The sequence below is a fragment of the Caulobacter sp. 05T431 genome (genome assembly GCF_056665975.1).
In genome coordinates this window covers 21,585-42,683 of record NZ_JBFTKU010000025.1, presented here as the reverse complement: position 1 = coordinate 42,683, position 21,099 = coordinate 21,585, and the positions used below count along the sequence as shown (strand labels likewise).

Sequence of the window (21,099 nt, the reverse complement as noted above, 5' to 3'; positions counted from 1 at the left end):
CCTACAGGCCGATGCAATCGACCAGCTGGGGCGAGCTTTCGTGCTTGGCCACGCGCCAGCTGTTGTCGGGCATCGCCCGCAGCTCGACGACCTCCTCCCGGCACTTGGGCTCCTTGGCGAACTTGGTCTGGAAGGTGATAAGCGCATAGGCGCCCTTGGCCTTGCCCGGCGGGTCGATCTCGCGCTTGGCTCCGGTCTGCCGCCGGTCCTCCGCCGCGCCCAGGGGCTTGTGACCGGCCTTGTAGGTAGCCTCGAAGGTGGCCCACGGAATGCCGATCGACTTGTCGATCTGCTCGTAGGCTTCCAGGTACTTCTCGTTGTCGACCAGCTCGACGTACTTGCGGGCCACGAAGTCTGGATCCTCGGTCGGCCAGACGATTTCCTGCGAGGAGGCCGCCGGAGCGGGCGCCTGCGACGCCGCCTCGGCGGCCTTCTCGGGCGCGGCCGGCTTCTCGGGCGCCGGGCTCGGCGTGGGAAAGGCCATCAGCACCAGCACGAACACGCCGATGGCGCCGCCGGCCTGGACGAAGCTTTTGTACTTGACGTCGATGAACCCGGGCAGGATGGCCGCGACACCGCCGGCGGCGAGGGCCAGGATCACCCGATAGGTCCAGATCGCGGTCGAGCTGGGATCTTTCACCAGCGTCGCGAACGCGAGGATCGTGATGATGAAGATCGCGCCGAACACGAAGGCGATCAGGGCCTTGACGTCAATTTCGCCGGTTATGAAGGAACGCTTCGGCGGATCTTCCATGAACGACTGCCCCCGCGAAATCTAGCGACTCCCTCATAGCTTGAAACCGCGGGAATTGCACGGCTCCGGACCTATTCGGCGGCCATCGCCTCGTCCGCGAACGGGGCGACCACGTCCATCGCCCGCGTGACCCAGGCGCCCTTCTCGCCCACCGGCGCGACATAGTGGATCGCCGCCTCGGCCGCCTCGCGGCCGGCGCCGCGCAGGATCATCCAGGCGGCCAGGTACTGCGAGGCCAGGCAGCCGCCCGCCGTGGCGACATTGCCCCTGGCGAAGAACGGCGCGTCGATGACGTCGACTCCGGCCTCGACCACCCAGGGCTTGCTCGTCAGGTCGGTGCAGGCGGGGACGCCGTCGATCAGGCCCAGGCGGGCCAGCAGCAGCGTGCCCGAGCACTGGGCGGCGATCAGCTGGCGCGCCGGGTCCAGGCCGATCTGGGACAGCAGCCCGGCGTCGGCGGCGACTTCACGCGTCTTCACGCCGCTGCCGACGATCACCGCGTCGGCCTCGGCGGCGAAGGCCAGCGGCTTCTGGCGACGCACGACCACGCCGTTCATCGAGGTCACCTCGTCGGTCGGCGCGGTGATGTGCGCCTTCCAGCCGTGGGGCTTCATGCGGTTGAGGATCGCCGCGGCGATGAACGAGTCCAGCTCGTTGAAACCGTCGAACGTCAGAACCGCGATCTGCACGAGCTTMTGCTCCCCAGGACGTCGAACCCGACCCGGGTCTTAGAGCGCTTTCGTGCGGAGGTCACTCCGCCGTGACGCCGGCGAAGGTGCGGGCTTCGGGCTTGATCGTGACCTGGGTGCGGATGCCTTCCTCGAACAGCGCGCTGGCGTAGTCGAGCGCGGCCTTGTAGGCGGCTTCCTGGCTGGAATGGCGCGACAGGGTCTGCCCCTTGCGTTCGACACACCAGTCGAACGGCTTGGTGACCACCAGGATCAAGTCCACGATCCGCTCCCGATCAGGCGACTCGCGTCGCGCGTGATCCCCCAGGGGGCGAATGATGACCGATTCCAAGGGCCAGACTATGCAGAACGGCGCGTTTTCGCTCCGTGCACCCGGGTTTCTGCTGGAACGCGGTTAACGGCCGCAGCAACCGGCGTGGCCGCCCGTGGAACCGCCACCGTGGCCACCGCCGCCGCCATAACGGCCGCCGCGCGACACCGACACGCTGACCGAGGAACTGGCGCTGGAGCTGGCCTGGGCGCTGGACGACGCCGCCGCGCCCGACCAGCCGCGAGCGTAGCCCGAGCGTCCATAGGCCTGGCCGCCGATCCATCCGCCGCCGACGCCGTAACGGGCCGTGGACGAGCCGTAGTAGCCGCCGCCGGCCGCCCCTTCGAGCGACTGGGCGTAGCCGTCGCCGGCCATGTAGCTGCCCTGATAGCTCCAGCCTTGGCCTTCCTCGCTGTAGCGCGAGCTTTCGGACTCGTAGGTCTCTTCCGACCGCTCGACCTGGCGGCCCTGCTCGCGATAGCCGCGATCCTGGTCGGCGTGCTCCTGATAGCCGCGACGGTCGTCGTCGCAGTCGCAGCCCCGACGCTCGTCATGTTCGACATAGACGGGCACGCGGACGATCTTCTCGACCGGCACCTCGACCCGCTTCTCGACGATGCGGTCGACCGGCTTTTCCACGATCCTGACCACCGGCACCTCGACACGCTTCTCCACGATACGCTCGACGGGCACTTCCACGCGCTTCTCGACAATCCGGTCCACCGGGCGGTCGACATACACCGGGCGGTCGACGGTCTTCTCGACGATCACCGGGACCTCGACCCGCTTCTCGACGACCCTGTCCACCGGGTGATCGACATAGACCAGCTGCTTGACGACCTTCTCGACATAGACCGGGCGCTCGACGACCTTGACCCGGGTCCTGACGACAGGTTTCGGAGCGGGCTTGGCCGCCGGCTTGGGCGCGGCCTGGACGATGGGGGTGGCGCGGGCCGGATAGCCGTCCGCCAGGGCGGCGGCCGCCGGTCCCAACGCGGCGAGCGTCATCGTCGCGGCTCCGATCAGGAGCGCTGCCTTCGGGTTCATCGTAAAAGCCTTTCCGACTACGCCGCCCAGCCGCCCACCGACCGCTCCCCCGAACGCGGTCGAAAAGCGTCCCATTCTGGGTCGCGGCGTTGGTCTGGCAGCAAGGCCCGGACCAAACCGGAGGTCAGAGGCCGAAGATCCGCCGCAGCCACTTGGGCACGTGTCTGGGACGCGGCGCGTCTTCGACCGCCTCGGGCTCGACCTGGCGGTAGCGCGGTTCGGGCGGGGCGTCGCGCGCCACCAGGCCCGCCTTCAGGCCGGCGGTCATCACGTCGCGCCAGATGCGGGCCGGAAGGTCGCCGCCGACCATGCGGCTCATCGGTGAATGGTCGTCGTTGCCGACCCAGACCCCCACCACCAGGTCGCCGGTGAAGCCCACGAACAGGGCGTCGCGATAGTCCTGGGTGGTGCMGGTTTTGCCATAGGCCTTCTGGCCCAGGCGGGCGGCGCGGCCCGTCCCCTCCTCGACCACCGCCCCCAACAGGTCCAGGAGTTCAGCGCGCTGGTCGGGATTGAGGTCCTGGACCGAGGCGGCCGCCGTGTCCGGACGCCCGTAGGGCCGCACCGGCGTCTTGCCCGACGCGACGGCCGCATAGGCGCTCGTCAGTTCCAGCAGATTGGTCTCGGCCGTGCCCAGGGCCAGGGTGGCGTCGTCCTGGCGCAGGGGCGAGACGATCCCCAGGTCCCGCGCCGCCTGGACCACCGCCGGTCCGCCGGCCTGCTGATAGACCCGCGCGGCGATGATGTTGTTGGACTGGGCGAAGGCGTCGCGGATCGTCAGGTCGCGCCCGCCCCCGCCCTCGTAGTTGGCCGGCGTCCAGCCGCCGATCGTCACCGGGTCGCCGATCACCAGGTTGTCGGGCGTGGCCCCGTCGCGCAGGGCGGCCAGGTAGACGAACAGCTTGAAGGCGCTGCCGGGCTGGCGCCGGGCCTGGACGGCGCGGTTGAACGGGGTCTGGCGGTAGTTGGTCCCGCCCAGCATGGCCACGACCCGGCCGTCCGGACGCATGGCGACCACGGCCACCTGTCCGACCTTGCGCTTGGCCGCGCCCTTCAAGTCGGCGGCCACGACGCGCTCGACGATGCGCTGCAGGCGGCTGTCCAGGGTGGTGGGCACGCGCACCTCGCCGTAGCCGGGCCCGTCGAAGGCCGACTTCACCTGGGGCGAGATCCAGTCGGCGAAATAGCCGCCCACCGGCAGGTCGGCCCGGGTGGTCGTGACGACGACGTGGCCGGCCACGTCGGCCTGCTGGCGGGTGATCGCCTTGGTGTCGACCATGGCGTCCAGCACCAGCCGGGCCCGCGCCCCGGCCGCCTGGGGATGGTCGACGGGATCCAGATCGACCGGGGCCTTCACCATGCCCGCCAGCATCGCCGCCTCGCCGATCGACAGCTGCTCGGGCGGCTTGCCGAAATAGTGCCGCGCCGCCGCGCCCAGGCCGTAGACCCCGTCGCCGAAATAGATGCTGGAGAGATAGCGCGACAGGATCTCGTCCTTGGACAGCCGCAGTTCCAGCCAAACGGCGATCATCGCCTCCTGACCCTTGCGGCGCAGGCTGCGCTCAGGCTTCAGGAAGGCGTTCTTGGCCAGTTGCTGGGTAATGGTGCTGCCGCCCTGCACGGTGCGGTGGGCCTTGGCGTTGACCACCAGGGCCCGGGCCATGCCCCCGAAGTCGACGCCCAGGTGGTGGTAGAACCGCCGGTCCTCGATGGCGATGAAGGCGGCCGGGACGTGCTTGGGCAGCGCCTTGATGACCACCGGCGCCTCCTTGTAGGCCCCGCGGCGGGCGAACGGCCGGCCCTGGTCGTCCAGCAGGATCAGCGCCCGGTTGGGCAAGGGCTCCAGGGCGCGAGAGATCGGCAGGCTGGCGCCCAGCCAGACCAGCAGGACCACCAGCGGCAGCAGCGCCCCGATCCCCGCCCCGAACCACAGCCGATGACGGACGACGAAGGCGCGCGAGACCGTCCAGGCGGACGCCAGCCTTGCCTTCACGCTCCCAGGGATCATCAGCGACGCGCCTCCGCGACCTCAACGCCGCTCAAGCTTGCACAACGGCCCAGGAGGATCGGGGTTCACCGTGTCAGGACGTTGGCGGCGCGGCGCCTAGGCCAGCGGCATGAAGGCGTCGATCTTGTCCAGGGCGGCCAGCGGCGCATGGATGCGGCAGCGCAGGCCCTCGGGGCGGTAGTCGATGTCGACCTCGCCGCCCAGTTCGTTGGGCAGGGCCAGCTCGACGATGCGCGAGCCGAACCCGCGCCGCTCGGGCGGTCGGACCGGGGGGCCGCCCTGCTCGGTCCAGGTGATGTCCAGCCGGTCGCCGTCCGCTACCGACCAGCCKATGTCGACATGGCCGCCAGCCGACGACAGGGCGCCGTACTTCAGGGCGTTGATCGCCAGCTCGTGGAAGGCCAGGGCCAACACCACGGCGGGCTTGGGCGAGACCATCAGGTCCTGGCCGCTGATCGTGAGCTGGCCGGGATTGGCGCGATAGGGCGTGACCGAACCGTCGATGATCTGGCGCAGGCTGGCGGCCGACCAGTTCTCGTCGGTCAGGACGTTGTGGGTGGCGGCGATCGCCATCAGCCGCCCCTCGAACGCCCCGCGCACGGCCAGGTCGACGCCGGCGTTGCGCAGCGACTGGCTGGCGATCGACTGGATCGTGGCCAGGGTGTTCTTCACCCGGTGGTTCAGCTCGTTGACCAGCAGCTGGCGATGGGCCTCGGCGCGCACCTCGCCGGTCACGTCGCGCGAGGTGGCCAGGACCCGGATCACCCGGCCTTCATCGAGGATCGGCGACACCGTGGTGTCCCACCAGCGCGGCTCGCCCCTGGCCGTGGGGCACTGGGCGCGGAAGGCCGAGGCCTCGCCGGCCAGGGCGGTCTGCAAGGCCTGCTCGACGGCCACGCGGCTCTCGGCGGGCCACATGTCGGGMCAGTAGCGGTTGCGGTTGCGGCCCGCGAAGTCCTCAATCTCGAACAGCGCCTGGCCGCGGGCGTTCATGTATTCGACGAAGCCTTCGGGGCTGATCACCCGGATGCAGTCGCGGCTGGCCTCCACGACGCTGAGGAAGTACGCGCCGGCGCCTTCCAGAACGGTCTTGTCCGATCCCTCGCCCGACACCAGGGTCTCCTTGCTGAAGACCATGTTCACCGAGCCGCGCAGCAATTCAAGCGATGCGTGTATTTTGGGGACGAGCTTCTTGGGAAACGACCGATCCAACCTCAGCCCGGCAGTTCTTCACGGCTGGCTTCCAGCATGCCGACCAGGGCCGCCGACAGACGTGACGTCTGGGCCATGCGGCGCAGCGCCTCGCGGGCGTGATCGCTGTCGGCGAGCTCGGCTTGTCGCTCGAGACGCTCGGCTTCGTTCAAATGGTCGAGTTGGCTGGGCATGCTGAACATTTACGGGAGATGAACGACGCCATCCATGTGACCGCTGGTCGCAGAACGGTGTAACATCACGTAAAATCAAGCGCTTATGGCGGACACCGGTGTCAGAACTGAAAACGGCCCCGAGTCATTCCTGACCCGGGGCCGTCGTCCTGTTCCCCAACAGGACGGCGTCGCGCGCTACCAAACCCGGCGCGGCGGCGTCGCCTCAAAAACCGATGCCCCGTTCTCGCTCGACGGCCGTTCCCACACAACGTGACGGCCTGTCGCAGGAGAATGACGCCAGCGTCACATAACAAAGCTTTACCAAAAGGCGCTGGTCAAGTCATGACACCGGTATCATACCTATGCCCAACACACGCCGCCCCAACGGCGACAAGGTTTTGGCAAGGACCGATCGGGAGGACGACCAGGAACGCGAGGGTGGTAAGGCCCCTCCCGCTTCTCCCCCCGGCCGCCGCGCCGCGTCCTTGCGTCGCGGGGTCCGGACGTGAAGTCCCAGGGAGAGTCTCGTCGTCATGCCGCTTAGCCCCCTCACCCGCCGCCGCCTGCTGGCGACGACCACCGCCAGCTTCGCCGCCGCCGCGGCCATGGCCCCGCTGAAGGCCTTGGCCCAAGGCGCCGCCCCGTCCAAGGACCAGGTCCTGGCGACGATGAAGAAGGCCACGACCTTCATGGCCGAGAAGGCCGCGTACGAGGGCGGCTATGTCTGGAGCTACCTGCCCGACTTCTCGCGCCGGTTCGGCGAGATGGAAGCCTTCCCGACCATGATCTGGGTCCAGCCGCCGGGCACGGCGACCATGGGCCACCTGTTCCTCGACGCCTATCACGCCACCGGCGACGAATATTATTACGAGGCGGCCCGCAAAGCCGCTCAAGCGCTGATCAAGATCCAGCACCCCGCGGGCGGCTGGAACTACATGGGCGACCTGGCCGGGCCGGAGTCGCTGAAGAAGTGGTACGACACCATCGGCAAGAACGGCTGGCGGCTCGAGGAATTCCAGCACTACTACGGCAACGCCACCTTCGACGACGAGGGCACGGCCGAGAGCTGCCAGCTGATGCTGCGCATCTATCTGGAAAAGAAGGACAAGGCCTTCAAGCCGGCGCTGGACAAGGCCATCCAGTTCGTCCTCGACAGCCAGTATCCGGTCGGCGGCTGGCCCCAGCGCTTCCCGCTGTCGGGCGGCTTCGAGAACAAGGGCCACCCCGACTACACCGGCTACATCACCTTCAACGACGGCGTGGTCGACGAGAACGTCAAGTTCCTGATCATGGTCTGGCAGACCCTGGGCGACAAACGCGTGCTGGACCCGATCAAGCGGGCCATGGACGTCTACATCGCCGCCCACCAGCCGATGCCGCAGCCCGGCTGGGGGCTGCAGCACACCGTGGCCGACCTCAAGCCGGCCGGCGCGCGCACCTACGAGCCCAAGGCCTTCGCCAGCCACACCACAGCCGGCAACCTCGAAAACCTGATGGACTACTACGAGCTGACAGGCGACCCGAAGTACCTGGACCGCATTCCCGAGACCATCGACTGGCTGGCCAGCCTGAAGCTACCCGACAACGTCGCCCCCGGCCGCCCGCGCTATCCCACCTTCATCGAGATCGGCACGAACGAGCCGCTCTACGTGCACCGTCGCGGCTCGAACGTCTTCAACGGCGAGTACTTCATCGACAAGCACTGGGAGAACACGATCGTCCACTACTCGTCGTTCCGGGCGGTCAACATCGACAAGTTGCGCAAGCGCTACGCGGCGCTGAAGGCCACGCCGCCCGAGGTGGTCAGCAAGGACTCGCCGCTGAAGGTGAAGGGCGGCAGCCGCCCCCTGCCCCGCTACTTCACCACCAAGACGATCTCGGTCTCCGACCTGAACGTCGGCGCCCTGAAGACCAGCGAGAAGACCACCGACGCCGAGGTCGCGGGCCTGATGGCGGGCCTGAACGCCGAGGGCTGGTGGCCCACCCCGATGAAGGCGGTCAGCAACCCCTATATCGGCGACGGCTCCACCACGGTGACCCCGGGCGAATTCTCGGCGACCCGCGTCGGCGACCCCACCGACACCTCGCCCTACATCGCCGACGTGCCCAAGCCGGGCATCTCGACCGGCGCCTATATCGAGAACATGGCCGCCCTGATCCGCTACATCACGGCCTAGACCGGACCGGGACACGCGCGCTTCTCGCGCKTGTCCCGCCCACGGCCAAATGTCGCAGCCCGACGAGGCGCGGCCCTGCGCAGCATATTCCTAACGGTTTTCCGCTAGACCGGCGGCATGACGCGGCAGGCGCCTTCGCCCGGGCCGAACAGGCTCGGCATTCTGGACGAGCGGGTCGACGAGGTCGCCGCGGCCAGCCGGCGCGCGCGTCCGCAACGGCTGATCATGGCCGTGTGCATCACCGGCTTCCTGCTGTTCAACCTGGGCTTCCGCACCGCGTTCGCCTGGCTGGCCGCGGTGCTGTTCGCCGACCTGTACGGACTGGCCRTCACCCGCCTGGCCGCCAAACGGGACGCCGGGCCCAAGGTCCGCCGCGCCGGCTATGTCTCGGCCGTGGTGGTGATGGTCAGCGTCTGGACCTCCCTGGCCGTGGTGCTGTGGCTGTCCGAGCACCCAGCCCTGCGCTTCGCCGCCGTCTGCCTGACCGCCGGACAGCTGATCCACGCCCAGGCGGTGACCTTCCGCTCGCCGACGGTGTTCGCCTTCGACGCCGGGCTTCCCGCCCTGGCCCTAGCCGGCATGCCGCTGCTGCTGGGCGGCTACGGCGGCTGGTCCACCCTGACGGTGCTGATCGCCGTGGCCCTGGTCCTGCTCTACACCGTCTCCAGCGCCACCCTGAACGCCCGCCGCCTCGCCGCCCTGGAGGCCGCCGAGCGCGCGGCCATGTCGGCCAGCGCCGCCAAGTCGGTGTTCCTGGCCACCATGAGCCACGAGCTGCGCACGCCGATGAACGGCGTCCTGGGCATGGCCCGCGCCCTGACCGCCGGCCCGCTGGACCGCCAGCAGGCGCGCCAGGTCGACATGCTGATCCGCTCGGGCGAAGGCCTGATGACCATCCTCAACGACGTGCTGGACGTCTCCAAGATCGAGGCGGGCAAGCTGGAGCTGGAGACCCTGGCCTTCGACCTGCGCGACCTGGTCGACGAGGTCGTGGGCCTGTGGGCCGAGGCGGCGACCGCCAAGGACGTGCGCCTGACCAGCGTGGTGGACCCGCTGGCCCCGACCTGGGTCAGCGGCGATCCGACCCGGCTTCGCCAGGTCCTGACCAACCTGATCTCCAACGCCCTGAAGTTCACGGCCAGCGGCGCGGTGACCCTGCGCGTCGGCCCGGCCGGCGCGGCCTTCCAGGAGATCCAGGTCGTCGACACCGGCATCGGCATGTCGGCCGAGCAGCAGGCGCGGCTGTTCCAGGCCTTCTCCCAGGCCGACGCCTCGATCACCCGGCGGTTCGGCGGCACGGGCCTGGGCCTGGCCATCTGCAAGCAGCTGACCGAGCTGATGGGCGGGGCCATCACGGTGCGCAGCGCGCCGGGCCAGGGCTCGGCCTTCACCCTRGCCCTCCCGCTGCCGGCCGTCGCGGCGCCGCAGATCGCGCCGGGCGCGCCGTGCGAGGGCATCGCCGGGCTTCGGCTGCTGGTCGCCGACGACAACCACATCAATCAGCTGGTGGCGCGCACCATCCTGGAAGCCGCCGGCGCCCGGGTCGAGGTCGCCGACAACGGCCGCCAGGCCCTCCAGCGCCTGGGCGAGCACGCCTACGACGCGGTGCTGATGGACGTGCACATGCCCGACATGGACGGGCTGGAAGCCCTGCGCCGGGTCCGCGCCGGGGCGGCCGGGGCCGGCGACATCCCCGTCATCGCCCTGACCGCCGACGTCATGCACGGCGACGAAGGCGACCTGCTGGCCTGCGGCTTCGACGCGGTGCAGGCCAAGCCGATCCAGCCGGCCGCGCTGATCTCGGCGATCGCCCGCGCCTGCCCCGCCACCCGAGCGGTCGCGGCGGTCGCGCTCTAGGCCAGGGTCTTGCGCATGAACCAGCGCGGATAGAACGGCTCGGGGCCGTCCATCTCGGCGAAAACCTCGAAGCCCAGCCGCTCGTAGAACGGCCGGGCCTGGAAGGCGTAGGTGTCCAGCCACATCAGATGACAGCCGCGCGCCCGGGCCTCGGCCTCGGCCCGGGTCATCAGATCAGTCCCCACGCCCGTCCCGCGCAGCGCCTCGGGCACCACGATCATGTCGACATAGAAGGCGCCCCACCGCGACTGCGCCCACAGGCCGCCCTGCACCGCGGCCTCGCCCGGCGTCCGGATCAGCAGGGCGAAGTCGCGATTGTCGGGCGGGCCGACGGCCTGGCCGGTGAAGGCGCGCAGCACGGCCAGGCCCTGCTGGTAGGACTCCAGCGACGGCGTCTCGGTCTGGTGGATCTCGAAGCTCATCTCGCCAGCCTAGCCCGCTTTCGCCACGCCCGCGAAACCCTGGGCGACCGGCAGGGTCGAGGTCCCGACTCTGGAACCCGGCGGCCGCCCAGGACGCTGTTTCCGTGTCGGATCAACAGCAAGTTCGTGTGCGTCATGGCCCTCAAGGCCTTCATTCCCCTCGCCGTCCTGGCCGCCATCCTGGTCGGCCTGCTGATGCCCGTGCCCGGCCATCGCAAGGCCGAGGCCACCCAGTCGCGGATCGAGACGATCGACATCAAGAACTAACGGCCCTTGATCGCGGGGACCGGACCGTTAGTTTGCGCTCAAACAAACGTTTGGGAACACCCGCGCCATGGCCGACGCCTTCATCTGCGACGCGATCCGCACGCCGATCGGCCGTTACGGCGGGGCGCTGTCCAGCGTGCGGGCCGACGACCTGGCGGCGATCCCGATCAAGGCCCTGGCCGAACGCAACCCGGGCGTCGACTGGGGCGCGCTGGACGACGTGGTGCTGGGCTGCGCCAACCAGGCCGGCGAGGACAACCGCAACGTCGCGCGCATGGCCGCCCTGCTGGCCGGCCTGCCGACCACCGCCTCGGGCTCGACCGTCAACCGACTGTGCGGCTCGGGCCTGGACGCCCTGGGCGTGGCCGCCCGCGCCATCAAGGCCGGCGAAGCCCAGCTGATGGTCGCCGGCGGCGTCGAGAGCATGAGCCGCGCGCCCTTCGTGATGGGCAAGGCCGACAGCGCCTTCTCGCGCAACGCCGAGATCTTCGACACCACCATCGGCTGGCGCTTCGTCAATCCGTCCATGCGCAAGGCCTACGGCGTCGATTCCATGCCCGAGACCGCCGAGAACGTCGCCGACGACTGGAAGGTCAGCCGCGCCGACCAGGACGCCTTCGCCCTGCGCAGCCAGGCCCGTGCGGCGGCGGCCCAGGCCTCCGGCCGGTTCGACGCCGAGATCGTCCCGGTCGTCCTGCCCCAGCGCAAGGGCGACCCGGTCATTGTTTCGAAGGACGAGCACCCGCGCGCCACGACGATCGAGGCCCTGTCGGCGCTGAAGCCCATCGTCCAGGAGGGCGGCACGATCACCGCCGGCAACGCCTCGGGCGTCAACGACGGGGCCGCGGCCCTGATCGTCGCCTCCGAGGCGGCGGCCAAGGCCCACGGCCTGACGCCCCGCGCCCGCATCCTGGGCGTGGCCGCCGCCGGGGTCGCGCCGCGCGTCATGGGGATCGGCCCGGTCCCCGCCACCCGGAAGCTGCTGGCGCGCCTAGGCCTGTCGATCGGCGACATCGACGTGGTCGAGCTGAACGAGGCCTTCGCCGCCCAGGGCCTGGCGGTGCTGCGCGACCTGGGCCTGCCCGACGATGGCGCGCACGTGAACCCCAACGGCGGCGCCATCGCCCTGGGCCACCCGCTGGGCATGAGCGGCGCGCGCCTGGGCCTGACCCTGGTCGAAGAACTGCACCGGCGCGGCGCCCGCTATGGCCTGGCCACCATGTGCATCGGCGTGGGCCAGGGGATCGCGATGGTGGTGGAGCGGGTTTAGGGCCGCCCCCTACCGCGCCGCAGCGTGACCTCCGCGCTGAATCATCCATGATCGGCGCCGCATCGTCGGAGCCCGCCCATGACCCTTCGCGCCCTCGCCCTGTCGCTCGTCGCGGCGGCCCTTCTGGCGACGCCCGTCGCCGCCCAGACCCTGAGGATCACCGGCGGCGAGATCGCCGCCGTCCCGGCCGCCGAMGATGGGGTGCGGGTCTACAAGGGCCTGCCCTACGCCGCCCCGCCGGTGGGCGAGCGCCGCTGGAAGCCGCCCGAGCCCGTCCAGCCCTGGCCCGGCGTGCGCCCGGTCGACGCCTACGCGCCCAACTGCCTGCAGCCCAAGCGCTATGACGACATCGACCCGTTCACCCCGTCGATGAGCGAGGACTGCCTCTATCTGAACGTCACCACGGCCGCCAAGCCGACCGAGAAGCTGCCGGTGTTCTTCTGGATCCACGGCGGCGGCTACGGCGCCGGCTCGGGGTCTGAACCGCGCCACGACGGCCAGGCCCTGGCCCGCAAGGGCGTGGTGGTGGTGACGATCAACTATCGCCTGGGCGTCTTCGGCTTCATGGCTCATCCCGAACTGACGGCCGAAAGCCCGCGCCACGCCAGCGGCGACCAGGCCCTGGCCGACATGGTCGCCGCCCTGCGCTGGGTGAAGGCCAATGTCGCGGCGTTCGGCGGCGATCCGGACAACGTCACCATCGTCGGCGAGTCGGCCGGCTCGGACGCGGTCAGCCGGATGATGATCTCGCCCGAGGCCAAGGGCCTGTTCCATCGCGCCATCGGCGAGAGCGGCTCGGCCTTCTCGATGATGGGCGAAGACCAGACCCTGGCCCAGGCCGAGGCGGTGGGCCAGGCCTTCGCCCGGTCGCTGGGCGGCGACGATCTCAAGCGCCTGCGCGAACGGTCTTCGGCCGAGATCCTGGCGGCGAGCATGGCCCCGAACGCCAGCTTCGCCTTCCGCCCGAACCTGGACGGCTGGATCCTGCCCGCCACCGCCGCCCAGACCTTCGCCGCGCGGGCGCAGTCGGACGTGCCGCTGCTGGTCGGCTGGAACCGCGACGAGGGCAGCCTGTTCCAGGGCGCGGTCTTCGGCGACCGGGCGCTGCAACCGGTGCTGGCCGAACGCTTCGGTCCGCGTGTGGGCGACGCCCTGGCCCTCTATCCCGCCGATCCGCCCGCCGTGGCCCGCGCCTCGCAGCAGACCTATGCCGGCGACCTGTGGATGGGCCTGCCCACCTGGCGCTGGGCCGTGGCCCAGACCCAGGCCGGCAAGTCGCCCGTCTATGTCTACCGTTTCGACCATGCGCCGAAGATTCCGGACGGCTGGTTCGGCGCGGCCAATCGCGGCAAGGATTTCGGGGCCTTCCACTCGGCCGACATCGTCTATGTGTTCGACCATCCGGAAATCCTCAAGGCCTGGACCACCGACGCGGTCGACCGCCGGGTGGCCGACCAGATGTCGTCCTACTGGATCAATTTCGCGCGCTCGGGCGATCCGAACGGCCCCGGCCTGCCGGCCTGGAGGCCCTACGACCCCGCCGCGCCGAAGAAGATGCTGATCGGGCCCGAGACGCGGCTGGTCGACGATCCGGACATCGCGCGGCTGCGGTTCCAGGAGAGCGCGGGCAAGTAGCGGCTATTTCCGCGCGGCCTTGATCGCCTTCTCCAGGTCCGCCCGCCGCGCCTGGAGGTCCTCCGTCGCCGCCGCCTCCTCGGCGTCCAGCGCCGCGCGGCGCTCGGCGAAGGCCAGCTCCGAGGCCTCGGCCTCGTCCTCGAGGGCGTCCAGCCGCGCCTTCAGGGCGGCCAGCTTCTCGGCCCGCGCCGTCTCGGCCTTGGACGGCTTGCGCCGCGCCTTGGCGGGCAGTCCCTTCAGCGCCGCGCCCAGGCCGCCGGCGGGTGTGGTGACCACGGTTTCCGGCCCCTTCAGGGCGGCGTCGTGGGCCGGCCCTTCGGCGACCTCACGGGCCGTGCCGTCCTTGAACAGGTCGCGGCCGACGTCCCACGCCTCCAGCGCCTTGGCGCGCGAGGTCGCGGCCACGGTGTAGTCGTGGAGCCCGTCCGACCAGGAGAACACCTTGAGCTTGCGCGCCATGCCTCACGAACGGCCGGATTGTTCAGCTTGTTCCGGAGGTTGGCTGTAGGAACCTCAGGCGCCGACGGCGGATTTTCCCTCCACGAGAAATGGAGGACGACCATGCCCCAGGGCGACAAGTCGAAATACACCGACAAGCAGGAACGCAAGGCCGATCACATCGCCGAAGGCTACGAGGCGCGCGGCGTCTCCGAGAAGGAGGCCGAGCGGCGGGCCTGGGCGACCGTCAACAAGGACGACGGCGGCGGCAAGAAGCCCGGCGGCTCCGGGCGCGGCAAATCCACCGGCCATCCGGCGGCCCACAAAGGCGGCGAGAAGGGCGGCGAGGCCTCGGCCTCGCGCACGGCGGCCGAACGCTCGGCATCGGCCAAGAAAGCGGCTGCGACGCGCAAGCGCAACGCCGAACATCACGCTCATCACTAGGAACGTTCATGACCGACAAGATCAACAGCCCCGGCCGCGAGGCCAACGAGGCCCTGCCCGCCGGCGAACGTCCGGGACTGGTTTCGGACGCCGACACCAGGAAGACCGGCCAGAAGGAACGCCGCACGGCCGGACCCGATGGCGGCGATTCCCGCGAGATCGGCGACACGTTCAAGAACAGCCCCGGCGGGCGGGCCTAGGCCTCGGCTGAAGCTGGGGACAGGCGCATGCGCCTGTCCCCGACGGCAAGCCTCAGGACTTGCTCAGATCCATCCCCAGGGTCGGCCCGATCCCCTCGGGATGCTCGCCGAACGGGTTGGACGACCGCCGCTTGGCCGCCGCTTCCAGCTTGCGGCGCAGGTCGTCGTCGATCGCCAGTTCGGGCTTGGGCGTGGGGTCGTCCTCGTCGACCGGATCGTCGACGATCGAGGCCGACAGCACCTGGCGCAGGCGGGACCCGAAGCGGGCGTCTTCAGGCGTGCCCGGCGCGGGGGGATCGGCCAGGAATTCCAGGACCTCCTCGAGCGCGGTGTCGTTGTCGACGTGATCGGTCATGGGAGGTCTCCAAGGCGGTTCGCACTGCCGATCCAACGGCTTGGCCGCCACGACGGTTGCCGAGCGCCCCCGGCTGGCCCTAGACAGGCCCCTCACCTCTTCGGACCCGATCCCATGGCCTGGACCCGCCTCTACGACGAAGCCGAGCCGCAGCGCGTCAATCGCTGGCTGGCCCAGAACGGCGTCTGCTCCCGCCGCGAGGCCGAGGCCCTGATCAGCCAGGGCCTAGTGTCGATAGACGGCCAGCGCGTGGACGACGTCGGCCGCAAGATCGAGCCCGGCCAGACCCTGGTGCTGTCCGACCGCGCCCAGGCCAAGCTGGAKGGCGCGCTGACGGTGATGATCCACAAGCCCGTCGGCATCGTGTCGTCCCAGCCCGATCCCGGCCAGGTCCCGGCCGTGCGCCTGCTGACCCGCGAGGCCCTGGTCGGCCAGAGCCCGGTCATCCCCGGCTTCGACAACAAGCTGGCTCCCGTGGGCCGGCTGGACATGGATTCGCGCGGCCTGCTGATCCTGTCGGAGGACGGGGTGGTGGCCAAGGCGGTGATCGGCCCGGCCTCGGAGCTGGAGAAGGAATACCTCGTCTGGGTCGACGGCTGGATCACCGACGAGAAGCTGGCCCTGCTGCGCCACGGCCTGGAGCTGGACGAGCGCCAGCTGCGCCCCGCCGAGGTCGAGGTCGTGGGCCGCCAGCAGCTGCGCTTCGTGCTCAAGGAAGGCCGCAACCGCCAGATCCGCCGGATGTGCGAGCTGGTCGAGCTGACGGTGACGGACCTGCTGCGCATCCGCATCGGCGACCTGGTCCTGGGCGACCTGCCCGAGGGGCGCTGGCGGCCCCTGACCGCCGACGAGCGGGCCGGCCTGATCCATCCCGCCGGCGGATAAACCCGACGTTGACCGCCACCCCGGGCGGGGGCAGGTTCGCAATACCGCTTGGGGGATCGGGCCGGTGGGCTTAAGCCGGTCGCCTGTCCCCTCCGGCAGCCGCATTCAGTTCGTACAGCCATGATCGCCATCACGCCCGCAGCCGCCGCGCCGGTCCGCAAGAAGAACCGCAACCGCCACCGCAAGCCGGTGCGCGCCCTGCGGACCATCCTGCCGACGATCGCCGTCGGCATGGCGGTGGCGATCGTCGGCCAGGGCGTGATCCGCGCCATGGCCGTCAAGCCCGCCGCCCCCGCGTCCGCCGCGCCGCTGCGCATGGAGAACCCGCGGTTCACCGGCACGCTGAAGGACGGCCGCGCCTTCCTGATCACCGCCACCTCGGCCACGCGCGATCTCAGCAACGCCGACCAGGTGTTCCTGAAGAACCCGCAGCTGACCCGCGGCTACGGCACCGACACCCCCACCCACGTGGTCTCCAAGGACGGGGCCTACCAGGAGGAGAAGGGCTCGCTGCTGCTGACCGGCGACGTCAAGATCGACAACGGGCAGGGCTACCAGTTCGCCTCGCAGAAGGCGCTGATCGACACCCACACCGGCGACCTGGTCGGCGGCGCCGCGGTCGAGGGCGCCGGCCCGAACAGCGGCTCGATCCGGGCCGACAACTACTCGGTCAGCGACAAGGGCGATCGGGTGGTGTTCAAGGGCCGGGTGCGCACGCGCCTCACGCCGCAACAGTGACCGCGACCGACCCGAAGGGCGGCCCAAAAGGCGGCGAAGTCAGGCCCAGCGTCTGCTTCCTCTACATCGCCCAGACGCACCAGATCCTGCACAGCCTGCCGATCGCCATCGCCCTCGCAAAGGGCTGGCCCGACGTCGACGTGCACATCGCCGCCACCGCCCAGGAGCACCTGGACTATGTGCGCGACCTGCTGGAGACGCTGAAGGCCCCGCCGATCCCCATGCGGCTGCTGCCGCCGACCTGGCTGCGCGAGCTGCGGCTGAAGGGCTCGTCGACGCCGCCCAAGGCCCTGATGCTGGCGGCCAACGTCCGCCGCCTGGCCCGCTACGACGCCGTGGTCACGCCCGAACGCACCACCGCCCTGCTGCGCAAGCTGGGGGTCAAGGACACCAAGCTGGTCTACACCCAGCACGGCGCCGGCGACCGGGGCGGCCCGTTCGAGCCGCGCCTGAAGCAGTTCGACCTGGTCATGGCCGCCGGCCMCAAGCAGCGCGACCGCATGCTGGACGAGGGCTGGGTCACGCCGAAGACCTGCGCCATGGTCGGCTATCCCAAGTTCGACATCATCGACGCCCTGCCGCCCTCGCCCCTGCCGGTGTTCCCGCAAGCCAAGCCGCTGGTGCTGTACAACCCGCATTTCCACCCGACCCTGGGCTCCTGGCCCAAGTGGGGCCGGCGGATTCTCGAGCGGTTCGCGGCGGACGAGCGTTACAATCTGATCTTCGCGCCCCATATCCGCCTCTTCGAAGGCGCGGATCCCCGCTCGATCGAGGCCCTGGCCCCGTTCGTCGACCATCCGCGCATCCATCTCGACCTGGGGGGGCCCGCGGCGATCGACATGACCTACACGCGCGCGGCCGACATCTACCTGGGCGACGTCTCCAGCCAGGTCTACGAGTTCCTGCGCACGCCCAAGCCCTGCCTGTTCCTCAATCCCACCCACGCCGACTGGCGCGGCGACGAGAGCTTCCATCACTGGCTGTACGGGCCGGTGATGGATGACGTCGAGGGCCTGGTCGACGCCGTCGCCTCGGCCCAGCGCGGGCACGGCGACTATGTCGAGGCCCAGCGGAAAGGCTTCGCCGAAAGCTTCGACCTGCGCGAGACGCCCTCGTCGGTCCGCGCCGCCCAGGCGATCGTCGACCGCCTGCCAACGGGACGCCGACGTCCGCGATGAGCAAGGAAACCAAGGTCTTGCATCGGGTCCTGGCCAATGCCGGGACCCTGCTCGGAGGACGTACGGTCAACGCCGTGGTCGGCCTGGCCTATATCGCCCTGACCGCGCGCGGCCTGGGCAAGGATCTGATGGGCGTGATCGTGCTGATCAACGCCTTCTCGCAGTTCCTGGGCGAGGTCGCCAAGTTCCAGTCCTGGCAGACCCTGCTGCAGTACGGCGCCTCGGCCCTGCTGCAGAACGACCGGCCGCGCTTCCAGCAGGTGCTGCGCTTCACCATCCTGCTCGACTCGCTGGGCGCCGCCGTGGGCGTGACCCTGGGCGTGGTCGGCGCCCTGCTGTTCGGCCACTTCCTGGGCTGGCCGGCCGAGTTGTCGCCCGCCGCCGCCTGCTACGCCCTGTCGATCGCGGTCATGGACTCGGCCACCTCGGTCGGCCTGCTGCGATTGTTCGACCGCTTCCGCTTCCTGGCGGCCGAGCAGGCCGTCAGCTCGGCGGTCCGGCTGGTCGGCTGCGCCCTGTGCTTCACCCTGCACGCCCCGATCGAGGCCTATCTGGCCTCCTGGGCGGCCGGGACGGTCGCGGCCTTCATCTATGTCAACGGCGTGGCCCTGTGGGACCTCAACCGCCGCCAGCTGCTGAAGGGCTTCACCTTCCGCGGCCCGCTGTCCGAAGGCCTGCCGGGCATCTGGCGCTTCGCCTGGGCGACCAATTTCAGCGGCACGATCGACACCGCCTTCAGCCAGGTGATCACCCTGGTGGTCGGCTCGGTGCTGGGCCCCGGCCAGGCGGCCATGTGGCGCGTGGGCCGTCAGGTGGCCGACGGCATGGCCAAGCCAGCCAAGCTGCTGGTGCCGGCCCTCTATCCCGAACTGGCCAAGATGCGGGCCACTGGCGGCGAGGCCGCCATGCGCAAGCTGTCGCGCCAGATCGGCCTGATCGGCGGCGGCGTGGCGGGCCTGCTGCTGCTGGTCTCGATCCTGTTCGGCGCCCACATCCTGACCCTGGTGATGGGTCCCGCCTTCGCGGCCGGCGCCAGCATCATGAACTGGCAGGTGGCCGCCGCCGCCATCGGCGTCCTGGCCATGCCGCTGGAGCCGATGCTGGTCTCGCTGGGCAAGGCTGGCCTGGCCCTGCGCGTGCGGGCCGTGGTCTGCGCGATCTACCTGGCCTGCCTGGTCCCGCTGATCCGCGCCGCCGGCCTGGACGGCGCCGGGGCGGCCCTGGTGGGCGTCGCCGCCGCCCTGGCCATCGGCATGTACATCGCGCTCAAGCGTAGCCTGGCTCAGGAAACGGCCCCCGCCAAAGACGAACAAACTTGCGCCGAGGATCAAAACGGCGCCAAAGGCCTTCCGCAATGATTACTCCGACGTCCTCTTCGCGAACCGTGAGATTCGCCGATTTCCCCACCCTGACGGCCGCGCTCGACTTCGCCGCGACCGGCGAGACCGGGATCAACCTCTATTCGCTGCGCGGCGAGCTGGTCGAGGCCCTGCCCTACGCCAAGCTGCGTGAGCAGGCCCTGGACCTGGCCCCGCGCCTGCTGGCCACCGGCGCCAAGCCGGGCGACAGCGTCGGCCTGATCGCCGAGACCGAGGGCGACTTCGTGCGCGCCTTCTTCGCCTGCCAATACGCCGGCCTGGTCCCCGCGCCCCTGCCGCTGCCCGCGCCGCTGGGCGGCCGCGAGGCCTATGTCGAGCAGATCGCGCGGATGCTGGACTCGGCCCATGCCAAGCTGCTGATCGGTCCGGCCGGCATGAAGGACTGGGTAGTCGAGATCGCCGCCAAGACCACGCTGAACTTCGCCGGCGTCCTGGCGGACCTTCCAGACTCTAAGGGCGACGCCCTGCCCGAGGTGAAGCCGGACAACACCTGCTACCTGCAGTTCTCGTCGGGCAGCACGCGCTTCCCGACCGGGGTGCTGGTCACCCACCGGGCCCTGATGGCCAACGCCGTGGCCATCACCCGCGACGGCCTGCAGGTGCTGCCGACCGACCGCGCCGTCTCCTGGCTGCCGCTCTATCACGACATGGGCCTGATCGGTTTCCTGCTGTCGCCGATGACCAGCCAGATGACGGTCGACCTCTTGCCCACCGGCGCCTTCGTGCGCCGGCCGCTGCTGTGGCTGGACCTGATCACCAAGAACGGCGGCACCATCAGCTACAGCCCGACCTTCGGCTACGAGCTGTGCGCCCGTCGCGCCGAGGTGGCCTCGATCGAGCACCTGGACCTCGGCAAGTGGCGCAGCGCGGGCCTGGGCGGCGATATGATCCGCACCGGCCCGCTGCGCGCCTTCGCCGAGCGGTTCGCCTCCGTCGGCTTCTCGGACAAGGCCTTCGTGGCCAGCTATGGCATGGCCGAAGCGACCCTGGCCCTGTCGATGGCCCCGCTGGGCGGCGGCCTGAAGACCGAGCGCCTGGACGTCGAGCGCCTGGAGCAGCACGAGGCCGTGCTCACCGACGACCTGGACCGCTCGCGCGAATTCGCCCGCAACGGCCCCGCCCTGCCCCACCACGAGCTGGAAGTGCGCGACGAGAACGGCGCGGTGCTGCCCGAGCGCGGCGTCGGCCGCATCTACGCCCGCGGCCCCAGCCTGATGCGCGAATACTTCGAGCAGCCGCAGGAGACCGCCCGCGTGCTGTCGGCCGACGGCTGGCTGGACACCGGCGACCTGGGCTACCTGATCGACGGCGAGATCGTCATCACCGGCCGCGGCAAGGACCTGATCATCCTCAACGGCCGCAACATCTGGCCGCAGGACCTGGAATGGACCGCCGAGGCCGAGGTCGAGGGCCTGCGCAGCGGCGACGTGGCGGCCTTCTCGGTGCCCGGCGACGAGGAAGAGGTCGTGGTGATCCTGGTCCAGGCGCGCGGCGGCGACGCCGACACCCGCGCGGCCCTGATCGAGAAGATCCAGGGCGTCCTGCGCCTGCGCCATCAGGTCGAGACCCAGGTCCAGCTGGTGGGCGCCCACGCCCTGCCCCAGACCTCGTCGGGCAAGCTCAGCCGCTCCAAGGCCAAGGCCGCCTATCTGGCCGGCGCCTATGGCCAGCGCGCCTGA

At 70.2% G+C, this 21,099-nt stretch carries 22 protein-coding genes; 12 read left to right on the top strand and 10 right to left on the bottom strand.

All coding sequences use genetic code 11. The features are described 5' to 3' along the window. Position 1 precedes the first annotated feature (1 nt). From AC1U89_RS20340 to AC1U89_RS20310, 7 genes are all read right to left on the bottom strand, one after another. On the bottom strand, positions 2 to 754 hold the full coding sequence (locus AC1U89_RS20340) for a DUF4019 domain-containing protein (protein WP_479901460.1): 753 nt from the start codon (positions 752 to 754) through the stop codon (positions 2 to 4). A gap of 71 nt (positions 755 to 825) precedes the next feature. Further along, the gene (locus AC1U89_RS20335) at positions 826 to 1,443 is read right to left on the bottom strand and encodes a DJ-1/PfpI family protein (RefSeq protein WP_479901459.1); all 618 of its coding nucleotides are present in this window, start codon (positions 1,441 to 1,443) and stop codon (positions 826 to 828) included. A gap of 61 nt (positions 1,444 to 1,504) precedes the next feature. Continuing rightward, the gene (locus AC1U89_RS20330; RefSeq protein WP_029916704.1) at positions 1,505 to 1,705 is read right to left on the bottom strand and encodes a hypothetical protein; all 201 of its coding nucleotides are present in this window, start codon (positions 1,703 to 1,705) and stop codon (positions 1,505 to 1,507) included. A gap of 132 nt (positions 1,706 to 1,837) precedes the next feature. Next, positions 1,838 to 2,761 carry an IMCp domain-containing protein gene (locus AC1U89_RS20325; RefSeq protein ID WP_479901458.1) on the bottom strand — a complete coding sequence of 308 codons (924 nt, stop codon included), beginning with the start codon at positions 2,759 to 2,761 and terminating at the stop codon, positions 1,838 to 1,840. A gap of 163 nt (positions 2,762 to 2,924) precedes the next feature. Beyond that, positions 2,925 to 4,808 carry a transglycosylase domain-containing protein gene (locus AC1U89_RS20320; protein ID WP_479901457.1) on the bottom strand — a complete coding sequence of 628 codons (1,884 nt, stop codon included), beginning with the start codon at positions 4,806 to 4,808 and terminating at the stop codon, positions 2,925 to 2,927. A gap of 96 nt (positions 4,809 to 4,904) precedes the next feature. After that, complete coding sequence (locus AC1U89_RS20315) at positions 4,905 to 5,921, bottom strand: sensor histidine kinase (RefSeq protein WP_479901499.1); 1,017 nt, start codon at positions 5,919 to 5,921, stop codon at positions 4,905 to 4,907. Between the two features lie 101 nt (positions 5,922 to 6,022). After that, positions 6,023 to 6,193 carry a hypothetical protein gene (locus tag AC1U89_RS20310; protein WP_197026752.1) on the bottom strand — a complete coding sequence of 57 codons (171 nt, stop codon included), beginning with the start codon at positions 6,191 to 6,193 and terminating at the stop codon, positions 6,023 to 6,025. A gap of 515 nt (positions 6,194 to 6,708) precedes the next feature. On the opposite strand from AC1U89_RS20310, the gene AC1U89_RS20305 reads away from it, so the two are divergent. Continuing rightward, a complete protein-coding gene (locus AC1U89_RS20305; RefSeq protein ID WP_479901456.1) occupies positions 6,709 to 8,352 on the top strand; it encodes a pectate lyase in 1,644 nt (547 codons plus the stop codon). Between the two features lie 117 nt (positions 8,353 to 8,469). Further along, positions 8,470 to 10,209 carry an ATP-binding protein gene (locus tag AC1U89_RS20300; RefSeq protein ID WP_479901455.1) on the top strand — a complete coding sequence of 580 codons (1,740 nt, stop codon included), beginning with the start codon at positions 8,470 to 8,472 and terminating at the stop codon, positions 10,207 to 10,209. Here the strand turns inward: AC1U89_RS20300 and AC1U89_RS20295 are convergent. After that, the gene (locus AC1U89_RS20295; RefSeq protein WP_479901454.1) at positions 10,206 to 10,631 is read right to left on the bottom strand and encodes a GNAT family N-acetyltransferase; all 426 of its coding nucleotides are present in this window, start codon (positions 10,629 to 10,631) and stop codon (positions 10,206 to 10,208) included. The two genes, AC1U89_RS20300 and AC1U89_RS20295, sit on opposite strands and share 4 nt — an antisense overlap. Positions 10,632 to 10,766: 135 nt before the next feature. Between AC1U89_RS20295 and AC1U89_RS20290 the strand changes: the two genes are divergently transcribed. The 3 genes from AC1U89_RS20290 to AC1U89_RS20280 all read left to right on the top strand — a co-directional run bounded on the left by AC1U89_RS20290 (position 10,767) and on the right by AC1U89_RS20280 (position 13,803). Beyond that, a complete protein-coding gene (locus AC1U89_RS20290; RefSeq protein WP_479901453.1) occupies positions 10,767 to 10,898 on the top strand; it encodes a hypothetical protein in 132 nt (43 codons plus the stop codon). 67 nt (positions 10,899 to 10,965) lie between these two features. After that, positions 10,966 to 12,168: a 3-oxoadipyl-CoA thiolase gene (gene pcaF, locus AC1U89_RS20285; RefSeq protein ID WP_479901452.1), complete on the top strand. Its 1,203-nt coding sequence runs from the start codon at positions 10,966 to 10,968 to the stop codon at positions 12,166 to 12,168. 78 nt (positions 12,169 to 12,246) lie between these two features. Beyond that, positions 12,247 to 13,803 carry a carboxylesterase/lipase family protein gene (locus AC1U89_RS20280; protein WP_479901451.1) on the top strand — a complete coding sequence of 519 codons (1,557 nt, stop codon included), beginning with the start codon at positions 12,247 to 12,249 and terminating at the stop codon, positions 13,801 to 13,803. Between the two features lie 3 nt (positions 13,804 to 13,806). Here AC1U89_RS20280 and AC1U89_RS20275 read toward each other — a convergent pair whose 3' ends face one another. Beyond that, positions 13,807 to 14,262: a hypothetical protein gene (locus AC1U89_RS20275; protein WP_479901450.1), complete on the bottom strand. Its 456-nt coding sequence runs from the start codon at positions 14,260 to 14,262 to the stop codon at positions 13,807 to 13,809. Positions 14,263 to 14,364: 102 nt separating this feature from the next. Between AC1U89_RS20275 and AC1U89_RS20270 the strand changes: the two genes are divergently transcribed. Beyond that, a complete protein-coding gene (locus tag AC1U89_RS20270) occupies positions 14,365 to 14,685 on the top strand; it encodes a plasmid stabilization protein (protein WP_479901449.1) in 321 nt (106 codons plus the stop codon). An 8-nt stretch (positions 14,686 to 14,693) separates the two neighbouring features. Next, the gene (locus AC1U89_RS20265) at positions 14,694 to 14,885 is read left to right on the top strand and encodes a hypothetical protein (RefSeq protein ID WP_029916726.1); all 192 of its coding nucleotides are present in this window, start codon (positions 14,694 to 14,696) and stop codon (positions 14,883 to 14,885) included. A 52-nt stretch (positions 14,886 to 14,937) separates the two neighbouring features. On the opposite strand, the gene AC1U89_RS20260 is transcribed toward AC1U89_RS20265, so the two are convergent. Next, the gene (locus AC1U89_RS20260) at positions 14,938 to 15,240 is read right to left on the bottom strand and encodes a hypothetical protein (protein ID WP_479901448.1); all 303 of its coding nucleotides are present in this window, start codon (positions 15,238 to 15,240) and stop codon (positions 14,938 to 14,940) included. 114 nt (positions 15,241 to 15,354) lie between these two features. Between AC1U89_RS20260 and AC1U89_RS20255 the strand changes: the two genes are divergently transcribed. From AC1U89_RS20255 to AC1U89_RS20235, 5 genes are all read left to right on the top strand, one after another. Continuing rightward, positions 15,355 to 16,125: a pseudouridine synthase gene (locus AC1U89_RS20255; protein ID WP_479901447.1), complete on the top strand. Its 771-nt coding sequence runs from the start codon at positions 15,355 to 15,357 to the stop codon at positions 16,123 to 16,125. 120 nt (positions 16,126 to 16,245) lie between these two features. Next, entirely contained in the window at positions 16,246 to 16,863 is a 618-nt protein-coding gene (gene lptC / locus AC1U89_RS20250; RefSeq protein WP_479901446.1) for an LPS export ABC transporter periplasmic protein LptC, read from the top strand. Continuing rightward, positions 16,860 to 18,041, top strand: a complete 1,182-nt coding sequence (locus AC1U89_RS20245) for a glycerophosphotransferase (RefSeq protein ID WP_479901445.1) — start codon at positions 16,860 to 16,862, stop codon at positions 18,039 to 18,041. Before lptC ends, AC1U89_RS20245 begins: the two co-directional genes overlap by 4 nt. Further along, positions 18,038 to 19,399: a lipopolysaccharide biosynthesis protein gene (locus AC1U89_RS20240; RefSeq protein ID WP_479901444.1), complete on the top strand. Its 1,362-nt coding sequence runs from the start codon at positions 18,038 to 18,040 to the stop codon at positions 19,397 to 19,399. Before AC1U89_RS20245 ends, AC1U89_RS20240 begins: the two co-directional genes overlap by 4 nt. Next, positions 19,396 to 21,099, top strand: coding sequence for a fatty acyl-AMP ligase (locus AC1U89_RS20235; RefSeq protein WP_479901443.1), 1,704 nt, complete (start codon positions 19,396 to 19,398; stop codon positions 21,097 to 21,099). The genes AC1U89_RS20240 and AC1U89_RS20235 overlap by 4 nt, the downstream gene beginning before the upstream one ends.